Annotated in this window: 16 protein-coding genes; 10 read left to right on the top strand and 6 right to left on the bottom strand. The window is 55.1% G+C overall.

All coding sequences use genetic code 11. The annotated features are described in order from the left end of the window. Positions 1 to 16: 16 nt before the first annotated feature. Positions 17 to 1210: an MBL fold metallo-hydrolase gene (locus tag BSG17_RS19500; protein WP_139246714.1), complete on the bottom strand. Its 1194-nt coding sequence runs from the start codon at positions 1208 to 1210 to the stop codon at positions 17 to 19. A 142-nt stretch (positions 1211 to 1352) separates the two neighbouring features. Between BSG17_RS19500 and BSG17_RS19495 the strand changes: the two genes are divergently transcribed. Then, positions 1353 to 1967, top strand: coding sequence for a hypothetical protein (locus tag BSG17_RS19495; protein WP_139246713.1), 615 nt, complete (start codon positions 1353 to 1355; stop codon positions 1965 to 1967). 369 nt (positions 1968 to 2336) lie between these two features. Here BSG17_RS19495 and BSG17_RS19490 read toward each other — a convergent pair whose 3' ends face one another. Next, the gene (locus tag BSG17_RS19490) at positions 2337 to 2663 is read right to left on the bottom strand and encodes an SHOCT domain-containing protein (RefSeq protein WP_089827099.1); all 327 of its coding nucleotides are present in this window, start codon (positions 2661 to 2663) and stop codon (positions 2337 to 2339) included. Between the two features lie 580 nt (positions 2664 to 3243). Between BSG17_RS19490 and BSG17_RS26255 the strand changes: the two genes are divergently transcribed. Together BSG17_RS26255 and BSG17_RS19480 are read left to right on the top strand one after the other, a co-directional pair. Beyond that, entirely contained in the window at positions 3244 to 3441 is a 198-nt protein-coding gene (locus BSG17_RS26255) for a hypothetical protein (protein WP_139246712.1), read from the top strand. Positions 3442 to 4291: 850 nt separating this feature from the next. Beyond that, positions 4292 to 5548, top strand: a complete 1257-nt coding sequence (locus BSG17_RS19480) for an RNA-guided endonuclease InsQ/TnpB family protein (RefSeq protein ID WP_089827095.1) — start codon at positions 4292 to 4294, stop codon at positions 5546 to 5548. 39 nt (positions 5549 to 5587) lie between these two features. Here BSG17_RS19480 and BSG17_RS19475 read toward each other — a convergent pair whose 3' ends face one another. Continuing rightward, complete coding sequence (locus BSG17_RS19475) at positions 5588 to 6274, bottom strand: universal stress protein (protein WP_139246711.1); 687 nt, start codon at positions 6272 to 6274, stop codon at positions 5588 to 5590. A 106-nt stretch (positions 6275 to 6380) separates the two neighbouring features. On the opposite strand from BSG17_RS19475, the gene BSG17_RS27590 reads away from it, so the two are divergent. After that, on the top strand, positions 6381 to 6533 hold the full coding sequence (locus BSG17_RS27590) for a hypothetical protein (RefSeq protein WP_211609232.1): 153 nt from the start codon (positions 6381 to 6383) through the stop codon (positions 6531 to 6533). Between the two features lie 264 nt (positions 6534 to 6797). Then, positions 6798 to 7163: an alpha-amylase family protein gene (locus BSG17_RS19470; protein ID WP_139246710.1), complete on the top strand. Its 366-nt coding sequence runs from the start codon at positions 6798 to 6800 to the stop codon at positions 7161 to 7163. 377 nt (positions 7164 to 7540) lie between these two features. Here BSG17_RS19470 and BSG17_RS19465 read toward each other — a convergent pair whose 3' ends face one another. The 3 genes from BSG17_RS19465 to BSG17_RS19455 form a co-directional block, all read right to left on the bottom strand. Next, on the bottom strand, positions 7541 to 7783 hold the full coding sequence (locus BSG17_RS19465) for a helix-turn-helix domain-containing protein (protein ID WP_089827089.1): 243 nt from the start codon (positions 7781 to 7783) through the stop codon (positions 7541 to 7543). Between the two features lie 960 nt (positions 7784 to 8743). Further along, a complete protein-coding gene (locus tag BSG17_RS19460) occupies positions 8744 to 9199 on the bottom strand; it encodes an OsmC family protein (protein WP_089827087.1) in 456 nt (151 codons plus the stop codon). A 325-nt stretch (positions 9200 to 9524) separates the two neighbouring features. Beyond that, entirely contained in the window at positions 9525 to 9893 is a 369-nt protein-coding gene (locus tag BSG17_RS19455; RefSeq protein ID WP_244531617.1) for a hypothetical protein, read from the bottom strand. A 284-nt stretch (positions 9894 to 10177) separates the two neighbouring features. On the opposite strand from BSG17_RS19455, the gene BSG17_RS27585 reads away from it, so the two are divergent. The 5 genes from BSG17_RS27585 (at position 10178) to BSG17_RS19440 (ending at position 13185) form a co-directional block, all read left to right on the top strand. Then, positions 10178 to 10321 carry a hypothetical protein gene (locus BSG17_RS27585; RefSeq protein WP_211609231.1) on the top strand — a complete coding sequence of 48 codons (144 nt, stop codon included), beginning with the start codon at positions 10178 to 10180 and terminating at the stop codon, positions 10319 to 10321. 547 nt (positions 10322 to 10868) lie between these two features. Next, a complete protein-coding gene (locus BSG17_RS19450; protein WP_089827082.1) occupies positions 10869 to 11402 on the top strand; it encodes a hypothetical protein in 534 nt (177 codons plus the stop codon). A gap of 676 nt (positions 11403 to 12078) precedes the next feature. Continuing rightward, entirely contained in the window at positions 12079 to 12243 is a 165-nt protein-coding gene (locus BSG17_RS27210; RefSeq protein WP_170864881.1) for a DUF7987 family protein, read from the top strand. Positions 12244 to 12449: 206 nt separating this feature from the next. Then, positions 12450 to 12638 carry a hypothetical protein gene (locus tag BSG17_RS19445; protein WP_089827080.1) on the top strand — a complete coding sequence of 63 codons (189 nt, stop codon included), beginning with the start codon at positions 12450 to 12452 and terminating at the stop codon, positions 12636 to 12638. 166 nt (positions 12639 to 12804) lie between these two features. Further along, positions 12805 to 13185, top strand: a complete 381-nt coding sequence (locus BSG17_RS19440; protein ID WP_089827078.1) for a hypothetical protein — start codon at positions 12805 to 12807, stop codon at positions 13183 to 13185. Positions 13186 to 13480 lie beyond the last annotated feature (295 nt).

Raw genomic sequence — 13480 nt, 5'->3', positions numbered from 1 at the left:
CTCGTCCCGCCACACCTTACTGCTCGTCGTTCGATGACCCGAGGTTTGGTCGGAAGAGCATGTCGGCGTCGTTTCCGTGTGTGCCTACCCCGGTCTCTGGGTTCGCAGTCGAACTCACAACTTCGCCGTCTGGATAGATGTCGAGGAGGTCTTTCGCAACGACGATCGGGCCGGCGTATCTCTGGGCGATCACCCCAAGTTCTCGTTCGAGGTCGGTGACCTCGTCCCGACTCACGTGTGAGAGGACGAGCATATTTGCGCCGGCAGTTTGAGCGTTGGTTCCAACCTCCTCCGGTGTCGAGTGGAGCGTCCGTTTAGGTCCGTAGGACCCTTTGAGCTCCGACTGTGGCTTAAGTAGTCGGTTCTGGACCAAGACGTCGGATCCCTCCGCAAGAGTAGGGACGTTTCCGAGCTTTGAACTGTAGTCGCCGGTGAAGGTGAACGTCGAACCGCCGTACGTGATGCGATACGCGAGCGATGGCATCGCACCATGTTTGGTGGGTGCCGCCTGGATCGAGAGACCGTCACGTTCGTACACTGTCTGTATCTCTCCCGACGAGTCGACCGGGGCCGAGATATCGGTTGTCTCGAGACGTACATCCGTCCCGAGATAGTCGTGTACGAACTCGTGGATGTAGCTGTAGGCGCCATCTGTCTTGTCGAACAGCTTGGAGACCCAGGCCTTGGTCCCGGGTCGGCTGCCCTCCCCGGTCGGACCGAGTATCTGCCACTGACGACCGTCACGACCCTGTTGATAGGAAGCTTTGAGCATCGCGGGGAAGTCGCTCGTGTGGTCGACGTGAAGGTGTGTGAACAACACGATATCGAGTGCCGTGATATCGATTCCTGCTTCGCTGACTGCCGCCGCCGTGCCACCACCGGTGTCCACCAGTATCCGGGGTTCCCCATCTAGATGGACGATATATCCGACTTGCGACCGACCGTTCTTCAGCGCAGACGCACCCGATCCGAGAACAGTTACATATATGTCTGCGTCCGAATCCGCTTTCTCACAGATGGAAGGGGTTGTGTCGCCAGATTGAGCCGCTCCAGTACCACTCACACCGACAGTGGTCAGTCCCGACGCTCCCGCGATCTTGAGAAACGTCCGTCGCTGCGTTCCGAGTTTGAATCCATCTCCTGAATCGGACATACTTGTATTGTTTTTACAATTTATTACAATAGTGTTTGTGGCCAAGTAATCAAGCACATTACAAATCGTTTAATATAGCAAAGGGAAACCGCTCTTTTGGAGGGGATTGTTGATACGGCTCGACCGTTGGATCGTTAATCGTCTGGTGATCACTCCGTGAAGCACAATTGTGGGTCGAAATAGACCGATAACTGTCGACATGTACAAGCGAACGCGGGCAGGCGAGGACGCTCTCTCGGCATCGAACCTAAACGTGAATCGGGAAAATGGAACCCTAGAACTCAGGGGTATTCGGGAGGTTCGAAATCCGGTTTCCGGGGGTCCACAGGTGTCGATGGATCTCGATATTTTCGTCCCGACAACCGATTCACAGACTGTCGAACATAATCGCGTCGAGACGGGACTCGGCGATATCAATGTCAGCAATACTGCGGGATATCCTGAACTGGTAACAGACCTCAGGGACATCCGAACCACAGGGGTCACCGGTTTCACCGGAATCGAAGGAGATGGGGATGTCGAACTCACGCTCCGCTCGATTGAGCGGCAGAAGGACCCAGTGAACGTCGATTCAGGCAACTTGACGCTTCGACTGACGTCGGATCTCGATTGCGTGTTCGATCTCAGCGTCGATTCTGGCGAGATCGTCAACCACGGGGTTCCACTCACTAACGTGTCACAGGGAGAGGAGTCACTTTCAGGGCAGCTCGGTGAGGGTGAAAATACCCTGACGGGTTCAGTGAGAGCGGAGATATTCACTTGTATCCGCTCGACGAATCACAGTGAAACAGCTATATTTAGTATCATTGCGTAGGATTGGAACGAACGGATCTGGCGGCATTTCTCCGGAGGAAATATGGTATTCACCGAACAACGAAAGGACCAGCCCGACGAGGCCAACGACCGAGATACCTAATCGAGAGCCGTGCTGGTAGTATCGATCCAGTTCCAGAAATATGGGCTCTGACCACATAATCGTTCTCTCAGTCCAAACTGTAAATCTCGTCACCAGCTACTAGTGTCGAAAGACAATCTATGGTTTCACTTCCTATGCTATCATAAATCACACTTATGTAGTGTGATTTGTCACACGAGAGCTCGAACCGTCGTTCGGGAAAAGACGAAAAGTGGGTTTGATTCGAGTTGCGTCTGCCAGTGAAGTGAGTGGACGGTGAGAGCAGACTCACCGAGACGTTTTCTTCTGTAATTGCTTCTGCCGTTCTTGATACTCTTCGGTTGTCAGATCTCCGCGCGCATACGCGAACTGCAGTTCCTCCATCAGCCGCTGTTCGTGCGACTGTCGTCGAGCTTGATACCAGTACCCGATGAAGAGCAACATGAGGGCCCAGACAATGAACGTGACTCCGAAGTAGTAGGGCGTAATGCCACGAGAGAGGTCCAACAGTTGCCACTCTAAGACGAGGAACAGGGCGAACGCAAACGTCGCGACGATGCAAAGGAGGAGGGCGAGCGATTCGGTGACGTGGATGCGAGTGCGAAATGTGGACACTTGTGTAGTATGTCACACTTGATATAAGCTCTATCGCCGGACAGCGTCGGTTCCGTTGTCCCGTCTTCACGTATGAACCGCCTCGGGGTCAAGCCCCGAGGCACTCGCCTTGTTCATCTATAGATCTGTTCACAAAAGCACGACTGTTCGCAAGCGGTGTTTCTCATGGAGACGTTCGGTTATCGGACTACCTACTTTGAGTAGGAGTGAACGGTCGGACCGACTACACGGCGCGAAAATCGGCCACACCGACTTACTGTTCGCTCAATTCGCACACTCTACTTACCGGCTATTCCACTCAGTGTTTAGCAGAACCAAACTTCCTACTGTAGTCGATCGACGAGCGTCGTCAGAGCTCTCAACGAGACCGGCTTGGAGTCGACTTGCCAGAAATCGATGTCCTCACGATCGATCAATTGGATACCCACGGGACGATCCGGCTCTCGTCCGGCATCCCACCCGTACCCAGTCTTCTCAGAAATATCGATCAGCCTACTCGTGGTACGCCTTACTATTCGCATCTGCGGTCGATGAACCACCAGCCAACGTAACTGTCATAAATTCCACTAACGATCAGATTGTGGATCAGACAATCATTCAGGAAACCCTCGAAGAAGCAGCAATGAGTAGCAACGTGACGAAAAACCTGGAATCAAGAGAGTACTGCCAAGTCAGAGATGACCTTGCTGAACTCCCTGAACATGATGGCCAAGAATTCGGGTATTACATTCAGTACCACGGAGATATCATTCGATTACAACTGGCTGTTGAGACTTGATTGAGAACGGTAGCATGTCGGAGAATAACCTACCCTCAGGAATCAACCGGGACAGCCTATAATACAGTCAAACATCAAAGCATAGCCGACCCCCAGAGCAATGACTAAGAGGATAGCGAGTAGGAAGGCCGCTAGTAGTCTGTTGTAGGTTAGAGGTTGTTCTTGTTCGCCCATTTGACTCCTCTTTGTCACTTTTGATAGGAAACAAATAGTTGGTTCGGTCGTGCTGAACTCACTCTCAGAGTGTTGCACGGCACTTCTGACAGTAACTGGGAGGTTTCTGTGGGCGTGCTGAACTCAGCGCGCGTATCCATCACCATGGTTATGAACAACGCAGGCGCTCAAACCTCGCCCTTGAGGGCGGGGATACAGCGCCGTCTTTGGTCGCAAACACTGTGACCCGAACGCACAACTGTCCACACTGCGTTTCTGTGATTGTCGTTGCGACGGTCTCCCGTCGTGATTGACTGTCCGAAAACTGGCCGTTGACGTGGTGTTTGCCCCATCAAAACGTAAGCCTTCGGACGACCAAACCGGCGTTAAACAATCAGGTACCTCGGAGTCCTTCACGGGAGACGAGTAACGGGGGCGTGGCACTCCCATCGGCGTGTCGGATCGTAAACGGAAGTTCCCAAACCAGCGCAATCGGGCGTGGGAAGCCCCATCCTTGAGGGCGGGGAGGATGTCACCTTCGTGTTTACTGTTGGGTTTAAAGGGTTTCAACTGATGCGGTAGCGCGGAGTCCCCTTCCTCAAGGAACGAACGAAGTGAGTGAGTAGGGAGGGGAGGAGCGCGTTCGTATCGGTTATAACCACCCACCTATTAGTAGCCACACGGTTACATTGAATACGTGGCAGACGACTACGTGCGTCGGACGGCAATCACTCGTCTCGAAGTTTCCGACGAGCAACGCACCCTCCTCGAAGACACCATCTCCGAGTGGAAGCGTGGTTGCCAAATCGCCACGGACATGGCGTGGGGCAAGTGCAACGCCAAAAGCGGCGTACAGCCCCTCGCCTACGAGACTGTGCGCGAAGAAACCGACCTCGGTAGTCAACACGCGATTCTCGCCACCCACCAATCCGCACAAGCCATCACCGGCTGTATCGAACGCCAGTCCAAAGGCAAGAAGGTGAGCAAGCCGACCTTCACCGCACCCACGGTGAAGTACGACACCCGGACCATGACGCTGTTCGATGACGAGACAGTGTCGCTCTCCACAACGCAGAGTCGCGTCCGGTGTGAACTTGCACTTCCTGACGCCGACGATGGCTACCAACGGCAGTACCTCGATTCGGACGCATGGAGCGTCACGGAAAGCACCCTCACCGCCCGTGACGGCAACTACTTCTTGCACATCGGCTTCCGCCGACACAAGAACGATACCGAACGGAACACCGCCGAGGACGGAACGGTCCTCGGGGTTGACCTCGGCATCGAAAACCTCGCCGTCACCAGCACCGCCTACTTCTTTAGCGGGCGGGAGTTAACCCACAACCTCCGCGAGTTCGAGAAAGTACGCGCCGGACTCCAACAGACCGGAACGCGAAGTGCCCATCGGACGCTCGAACAGTCAAGTGGCCGTGAGTTACGATACATCCGTGACGTTCTCCACCGAGCGTCGAACGCTATTATCGCGGAAGCACTCCGGTACGAGTGCGACGTGATCGCGTTCGAGAACTTAACCCACATCCGCGACCGAACGGGCGCGTCGTGGGGTCACAAATGGGCGTTCCGGACATTGTACGAGCAGGTGGAGTACAAAGCCGAAGCGGTCGGCGTCTCGGTGAACCAAGTCGGTTCGGCGTACACATCGAAGCGGTGCGCCGAGTGTGGATTCACGGCAGACGAGAATCGTCCAACTCGCAATGACTTCCAGTGTCAGAAGTGCGAGTCGGAAGCGAACGCGGACTACAACGCAGCAAAGAATATCGGTATGCGGTATGTCCGTCGGGGCCAACAGTCGTCTCGGCGGACGGGCAACAGTCAGCTTGCCCTGAAGTCTGGAACTGTGACGCCGAGCGGCGGGTTCACTGCCCACCCGGATTGGTTTGAGGCCGAGTTCATGGACAAGCCCCGTCCTCAACGAGCGCGTCAGCGCGAGTAGGGCGGGGTAGTTGACCAGAGCCAACGCGTGATAACCACGTCAGCCTCGCACGACTACGACCGGGACATGAGTGCGCTCCGCGATACGTTCATAGGTTGGTCCGAGAAATTGATTTGGACGTTGTAGTCCTTCCGTCTCCCCGATTATGACGACGTTGTGGCGGCTCGCCCGCTCAATAATCGCTGCCTCTGGGTCAGAAGCTACTTCCACGGTGACTTCAAGGTCGCTCTCGGTAAATCCATGGTCAAGCAGCATTCGTTCTACACCACCAAGCATCTCGCGTGCAGTCTCGACGTCACTCTCGTCTGCCACGACGTGAAATAATTCCAGTGCGAAAATTGTCTCCGGGTCGAATGCATCGAGAAATTCCGCGATTCGGTCGGCGTTCCGATCGTCACGCAGTGGGACGAGGATGTTGCTCCACTGTGTGATTCGGCTCGGAACGACCACCGCGTCGGCGTCGGATTCTTGGGTAATTCGGCTCTGAAGGGCCGCCATCTGCTCACCACCCGGACCGAAGTGCAACTGAACCTTCGTCGGCGCACCGGCACGACTGAACCGGGTCGCCAACTCGTAGAGTTCGGCTTGCGCTTCGGCCTCGTGTTCCTCGCGGACAATCGCTGGATCTACCCCCTCGGGCGTCTTCCAGTAGCCGAACAATACAATATCGAACCCAGTCAACCCCTGTACGTTCGTATCCGTCAAGGCGTCCTGTTGGGGGAACACTACAGGGATAAGTAGCGACATTCGGCTCATAGAGTGATTCTTGACTACCTTCGGGGGCGCTAAGTGAATACCGGTTAAGCCGACAGAACTCCGCACTGTCTAATAGGTGCGCACGCTCGGTTTGCAGTTCGCACTACGAACCACGCCCTACTTTGAGCCGTCGCTACAAATCAGCTACGCCGAAAATCCCGACCTGCTGTACTTCATTCCCGCATCCAGCGCGCAAGGTACGCACCCTGAATTTACCACGGCTTTTTGACAGCCACGAGGTAGGTCAATAACGGGCGTGATACATTCACGCTCTGCATTGCTCGCTCGCCTAATCACCGATTATGCTGAACTTACTCTCTGTCTGTTGCACGTCGCTTCTGACAGCATCCGATGAGGTTGCTGCGAACGGGGTGAATAGAGCGTGCAAATCGGTCACTGCTACTGACTGAGACCGACGGAGCTGCCAGCCGGAGACGAGAATCGGACCAGCTCAGCGTACTGCGAGGACTCTCTCGAAACGGGGATGTCCGTCATGGACTACCCGCTCTATTTCACTATGCGTGAGAAAGCCTTCGACAGTGACGGCGATCCCAGTACGCTGGATGATGCTGGACTGGTCGCCCTGCATCCACGCCGCACGGTAACTTTCGTCTCTAACCACGATAGCCCGCCACCGGAGAACGAGATGCTCGCGTATGCGTACATTCTCACATACGAAGGGTACCCACGCGTGTACAGTGGCCGCATCGACATTGACGACGAGGCTATCTCGAACCTGTTGTCGATCCGCCGAACCTATGCTGCGGGGCCGGCACTAATACGTCACGCAGGCAGCGACCTGTATGTGTTCGAACGGCAGGGGAACCTGCTAGTCGGGCTTAACCGCACGCAAGACTGACACTCCATACAGGTTCAAACATCCTGAGAGGAACAGCCGCTCAGTGACCACAGCGGCAGCGCCCAAGCGGTTACGACCGATAACGATAGACAGGTCGAATTTTGTATCCCACCGACTGGATGGGTCTGTTACGCTCCGTGAGTGATTCCCAGCCGTAGCCTTTTGGGATATCTCGCAGCCAGTTAGAAATGTTGGTCACGTATCCATCCGTGAGAATTAGACGTTGCTCCACTCCGCAATGAACTCACCCTCTGTAGTCAGCATGCCACTCTTCTCAGTTGGTGGGGGTTTCAACAGCGCCCTCTGGACGAGTTAGTGGAGGCTTCTGGTTGAGAAGGAGATCAGATATCGTGAGAGAGGACGCCGCTGTGAGACGGTTAGTTGTAGTTGGACACGTAGGTCTCGCCGGTTTGGTGGATGAATCCGTTCTGGGAGAGTCTGTTGAGCGTGGGGTACAGCGAGAGTTTTTTCATACCCAGCGAGGTGGTGATCTCGTCAATCGTCGTCTCGCCTTCGACGGTGAGATACAGGTAGACGAGTTTCGATTGGGGGGAGTCGAGTTCCGCAGGGACCGTGATGTTCTCGCCGGCAGTCGACTGCTGGGTCAGTGGCGCTTGCATACCTTATACAACTCGTTCTTCAATATAAATCCTCCTTAAGCTGTATCCCCTAACGTCATTACAATATATTTGAGATTATATGTACATGTATTCGGGGGAAGCTGGTTGTTTGTCACATTTTCGCCAGCCCGTATTAAGACTCTCGAGTCCTTGTTGAAATCATCAAAAGATGACACGATTCTGCGTTTGTGCTGCATACAGGGCGCAAGTCGGTCACAGAGTTCGGTTGACTTCGAGATTCGATGCAGAGTTCGGAGGACTACCGCTAGTAGGTTAGGTGGATAAGGTCCCCGAGTCATCAGCGTCTTTCCATTCTCCGAGTCCTGCCGGATCGAGATGAACGTGAACGTCAGAGACCGGATGGCACGGTTCTCAAGTTTTCCGGGCGAGATATCAAACTCAAGAGCACCTTTCGGAAGCGCGAGCGTTGAACGGTACTGCTGGTGTCGCCCTGGAATTCATCGGCGTCGGTCTCTATCGGTGGTCACTCTCGAAGTGGTCGAAGTAGTATCGTGAACGGTGATTTCGGCCGAACTCGAAAGTAAGTTCGTCTGTTGGTCCTCTCCTTGACCTTCCAAGGTGGTGGTGCGAGCGGTTAGAAGCGGAAATGGTGAATTTGGCTGTGGGAAATTGTCGACGCTCTTCGATTGTGTTTGTTCGTTCTGATGCCACGTTGTCCCTCTATCTGAGAGAAGGTGCTGGACGCTAAAAACGGTGGAGCCTGTATCTCGCACACGAAGCAGTATGAGCCTGGATCTGGTCGCTGTCTGTGAGTAGAGGGAGAAGACGTCTCGTTCAGTCAGTCGATGGAAACGATGGCCGTCGCCAGCGTCCAGGGTGTCTCGGTGTCACGGACAGCCACTCGCACGCGATGACTTCGTTGGAATCGATCGTGTTGCCCACTCGGGTGTGACGTCCACGTCCAAAGCGCCCAACAGGGAGGTGGGACTGCCGAATCGCTCAGCGGGAGCTAAAAGCGAGAGCGAGGGGCGTCCCGTTGGTGAGGTTGTCGCTAACCGGGCATCGTTCTTCGACCATCGAGAGCCACGTCTGGATGGTCTCGTCTGTCGCGTCCACATCGGCCGCGATATCGACGCGAATCTCTTCGTATCCGGCGCGCGATTCGTCGCTCTTGCCCATGAACTTCGCGGGGTTGAGGTCACCGTCGATGGTGATCTCGAGATCGCGGACGTCAAGGTTCATCTCGCGGGCGACCTGGTGGGCTGTGACGTTCATGCACCCGGCGAGTGCGCCGAGGAGGAACTCGACGGGGTTCGGTCCCTCGTCGCTCCCGCCGAGGGTCGGCGGTTCGTCGACGATGAATTCGAACCCACGGGTCGATACACGGGTCTTTGTCGGTGATTCTGCCGATGCGGAGATGTCAAAGGTGAGGTATTGTGGAGTTTCTGTGCTCATAGATACTCCCACGATTGGCAATGAGATAACCCCAAATGACAGTTCTCGGACGTTGAGAAAAATGCGTGATACTCTCTGGCTCGAATCTCTCCACAGAAGGAGACCGGCTTCGTCCAAGAGAAACAGCAGTTTGACAACGACAGCTTCGACAAGCGGAAGTTACTTGCTCACCGTCAGAAATCGTTGGACGATTCCGTAGCGGAAGTGTTTCTAAGTGTATGTGCGGGGGCTGAGTTGCTGATCAACGAGGTTCATCAGTAGGGGGCTACCTGGACGCCTGTTCAGTCTCGGCACTGGCACGTTCGTAGCGCGCGCTCTGCAGTGCTCACACGAGCAGCGTCTCAAGCTCGTCGAGGTCAGCCGCGTCGTATGCACGAATGTCGTAGCGATTGGCGCTGGAGCGCTCGGCGTAGATGTCGATGATTTCGAGATCGACCAGCAAGGCGAGCAGGCGGCCGAAGGTCCGTGTCGGAATGGGCGGATCCTCGAGGTGGGCATACAGTTGGCGGCCCGTTGGGTAGGGGCGTGTGGCGTCGGCGAGCGCTGTCTGGAGGAGTGGGAGGTGCCGTCGGAGGGTGCTGTAGTGCTGTGGCGAGCGGGCTTCAAGCGCCTCGAGCCGAATAGTGAGCGACGACGCCATCAGTGGGTTGCTGGTGAGTCGTGCGTTGGGGGTGATACATGTTGTGATGCACACTGGGTGCTGGGCGTGCGTCGGCGTCGGCGAGTGACGGTACGAGCCGCTAGGAGTTTCTCACCCGTTGGCCCTCCTCTTCGACCTTCGGGTGCACTCGGTGTCACGAACCGCCACACCCATAGCAGTTAACGATTTTACATCACATACCCAATGAGTCTCCTGCTCGATCTCTTGAAGAGCGTCTTTCTCGGGGCCATCGATATGATCATCATCGATGCAGGCGGGGACCGCGAGTCGGTGACACGTCGACTACGGGTTGCTCGACTCGTCGTCGGTTCGCGTGCGTGCTGTACAACTTCTGGCGGCTCGTGGACTTGCTGGTGAAACTCGCTATCGAGGGTGAGAACGCGACGTACGCACCGCGTGTGGACGCCAATCAGTTCCTGACGGTGGCGAAGAAATACTACAGCCTCGACCCGCCGGACTAACGCTGAACCGTTCTGTGTCCGCTGACTCCTGAGCGGCGGCACTGTTCTGCACTCCTTATTTTCGGGTGGTGGTTGACTGTTTCTGAATCGGCATCCCCATCATTCTCTGACGACGTTCGCGCGTGTGTGCCATCCCTCACTGGTAAACCGTCCAGTCACAAGTCCTCCCATCAGCCCAATCAAAAGGGATAGAACGAGCCCCACCCACATGAGCGCCCCTGGGAGTGACACGAAGTTGGCCATGAGGATTGCCAGCATCTCAACCAGAACACCGAGAGCAATAGCGGCACTACGTCTTATTGTCGACTCGTATTCCCCCCGAGATGAATACCACCCACGGAATTATCAACGTGGGTCAGCATCACGTCGGTAATGAGGTGACGATGCTTCATAACAGGATTCGTAATATATGTTATGAATAGTATTAATGAAATGCAAAATTCAGTAGACGCAATAGCCGGACGAAATCTACCGTCGGAAACGGCGATGCTTGTCAAACGAGAACTTGAGGAGACGAATCAGATCCTCAGACGTGCGCGAGACGCGGATGTCTGACGAACAGGTGCTGGCGTTTTTGACGCCGTTCACTTCGCAGTCTCCGATTACCCACTTCGTGGCCGTCCTGCTGGGCGGTGTCGTGTTTACAAGCATGTATCTCTTCACATTGGGCGACGCAGCGTTGGCAGCAGCCACCGGTTCAACGGCTATCGCGGTGCGTCAGACAGCAACGCTCGTCGCAGGAGTCGCGACGGGTGTGTACTTTGCACTCACGTACACGCGTGCAATTGGAGGCCCTGGACTCAATATCCTGTATCCGATTCTGACCATCGTCACCCTCCCCTATGCAATTGCAATGTCGCAAGGAGGGGTACCGGCGCAACTGTGGACAGAGGCCGAGTTTATCTTCTCTGTACAGTTCATCATTGACGGCTTGAAAGTCGGGCTCCCAGGTGTGGTTGCCTTCATCGCTGTCATGCTTGGTTGGTTCTTCATCGGGCTTGGTTCCGAGGATGCTGTGGAGGAGTGGCTCACGACCCACACCTCAACAACCTATCAACAGCAGGTACTCAACCGGAAGTAGCTCGGTCTCCCTCATCTGTGTGGTCTAATCCAACCGTGATTGGATTCGTCGCAGTTATCAATCGAGAGTATCAGACCGGCAACGCACCTCTGGTTTGGCACCGTAATGAGTGCAGGAGGTGAAACCTCCCTTACCTGCGGATAAGACACAGAGCGCCTCACCAACACCTAAATAGACTGTAATCCTTCTGTCCAGCCAGATAGACTACATTCAGCACGCGACTTCTGACAACGATTGAAGAGGCCGGGAAGGATCACACGGTCATGCAAGACAAGGGTTTGAGATACACCCACGATGTGCGCGTTCGTGTAATGAATCTCGACAAGAAGGACAGTGTCGCGTACGTCTATGTCGTCCCACGTGACGAGGACGCAGCTGAACCCGCAGCCCACGCCGACAAGGACACGGCCGTCGAAGCCGAGTAAGCGAACAGGCGCGGATTTTTTGTAGTAGTCAGGCAGTTCCCTAGCCATGGCTATGGGGCGCTCTCCCACTGCAGGTGGCTGTTGGACCTGCTATGCGGGAAACGGCCACGAGGGCGACACCATGTCGTTCGACATCGAATTCGATACTTTTTATCGCGAAAAATTGCCTTGACACAGCAGAATACGACTCAATCCTTGCGTACCAGACCCGTGAAGAGTTCTAATTCATCCTCCACTCACAACACTACACCATGGTCAACATCATCTACATTACCGCACCGCTCGCGCTTGTCCTGTTGTATGGACTGTCTACATTCACCGCCTTCCCCTTCTGGGCGATAATGGCCGCAGTCATCGTCGTCGGTCTCGTCATCCCGATTGCAGTCAACGAGATGGGGTCTGCGAACGAAACCTAGACACAGTCTTGTTTCCCTTGGAACCGTGTCCGCTGACAAGCCCCGAATTCACTCAAATGTAAACGTCCGGTAGGGAAAGCATCCAGACAATGGTGACTACATCCACGTCCCGGGACTCAAGCATTATCACTCGCCGCCTGTCGGCACCGCACGAAATTGACGTCGACCCCCAACAATCACGTGAGCCGAGATCCGACCTACACCTGATGCGGAACTCCTCAACCCGGCTGACCCCATCGCAACAAACAGCGTTCGAGCAGATCGAGCAGACGGTTGAGGCAGACAAGCCATTCACACACGACACAGCAATCGACTGCATCAGTGCCGGCGACGTCGAACACCCGGAGGCGGAGGCCTTCCTCAAACAGTTGCTGTTGAAAAGCTATCTCTACTAGACCGGCACAGGCCTCCGGATTACGAAGTGACGGCCGCGAGGTAGTCTACACTGTGTGTGTGTCACGGCACTCCTGACAGCGTTCGGTGAGGTCTCTGTGGCCGTGCTGAACTCAGCGCGCAAGTCGGTCAAGAACTAAATACTAATGACAACTAATTTACCATCTAATGAGGGGTAACAAGTGGATCTTGTTCGGGGTCCTGCTGATCGGTGTGGTTTTTCTTCTAATACCGCCGGTGAGGTACGCGGCTGTTCAGCCAATTGTGTTTATTTTGAAGCCCCTTCGTTTCTCTATTGGGCTACTCCCGACAGCGCTCATCGCTGCAACCACAGTCGGTCTACTTGTAGAATACATACTTGTCAGCCGTTCTGATCTTGGAGAAGCAGAGCAGTACCTTGTCGCTGCTATCCTTGGAATGGTGAGCATCGGATCGTGGGTGGTTTGGAACACAGGAACGTCAATAGTGTTCAATGAGGCCCAACCAGACCTTGTGATTCCGTTCTTGCTACGAATCCCTTTCAGTAGTACGAACCTCTACTTTCGCTAGTTGTCCACTCTCTTGATGGCGGTGGCAGCAAGAGCCGGTCTGACACGGTGAGGACGCCGATACGAGACGAAGTACACTTCTGACGCCACGGAGAGTCGAGAAAGAGTCACATATCTGGTTGGTTTCCGCTGTGGACGTCGCTCAGACCGGTCTCCGAAGACAGCTGTCGCTGTTCGCCAGCCTCGCTTCAGGCGAAGCGAGGCGGCTTAGCCGAGTCTGTGCTCGTATCCTGGTGGCAGTCCTTCACCGTTCGTCCGATGCTTTTCCTTCCAGCCGAGTTCCTCGTCTAACACCT

This window comes from Halogranum amylolyticum (genome assembly GCF_900110465.1).
In the GTDB taxonomy this organism is placed as follows: domain Archaea; phylum Halobacteriota; class Halobacteria; order Halobacteriales; family Haloferacaceae; genus Halogranum; species Halogranum amylolyticum.
The sequence above is the reverse complement of the archived record's forward strand: the minus strand, read 5'-3'. Positions and strand labels throughout refer to the sequence as shown.

Excerpts from the sequence above, each read along its gene's own strand:
- BSG17_RS19495 (WP_139246713.1), top strand. The coding sequence starts at position 1,353 with ATGTACAAGCGAACGCGGGCAGGCGAGGACGCTCTCTCGGCATCGAAC.
- BSG17_RS19470 (WP_139246710.1), top strand. The coding sequence starts at position 6,798 with ATGGACTACCCGCTCTATTTCACTATGCGTGAGAAAGCCTTCGACAGT.
- BSG17_RS19465 (WP_089827089.1), bottom strand. The coding sequence starts at position 7,783 with ATGCAAGCGCCACTGACCCAGCAGTCGACTGCCGGCGAGAACATCACG.
- BSG17_RS19460 (WP_089827087.1), bottom strand. The coding sequence starts at position 9,199 with ATGAGCACAGAAACTCCACAATACCTCACCTTTGACATCTCCGCATCG.
- BSG17_RS19450 (WP_089827082.1), top strand. The coding sequence starts at position 10,869 with ATGTCTGACGAACAGGTGCTGGCGTTTTTGACGCCGTTCACTTCGCAG.
- BSG17_RS27210 (WP_170864881.1), top strand. The coding sequence starts at position 12,079 with ATGGTCAACATCATCTACATTACCGCACCGCTCGCGCTTGTCCTGTTG.
- BSG17_RS19445 (WP_089827080.1), top strand. The coding sequence starts at position 12,450 with ATGCGGAACTCCTCAACCCGGCTGACCCCATCGCAACAAACAGCGTTC.
- BSG17_RS19440 (WP_089827078.1), top strand. The coding sequence starts at position 12,805 with ATGAGGGGTAACAAGTGGATCTTGTTCGGGGTCCTGCTGATCGGTGTG.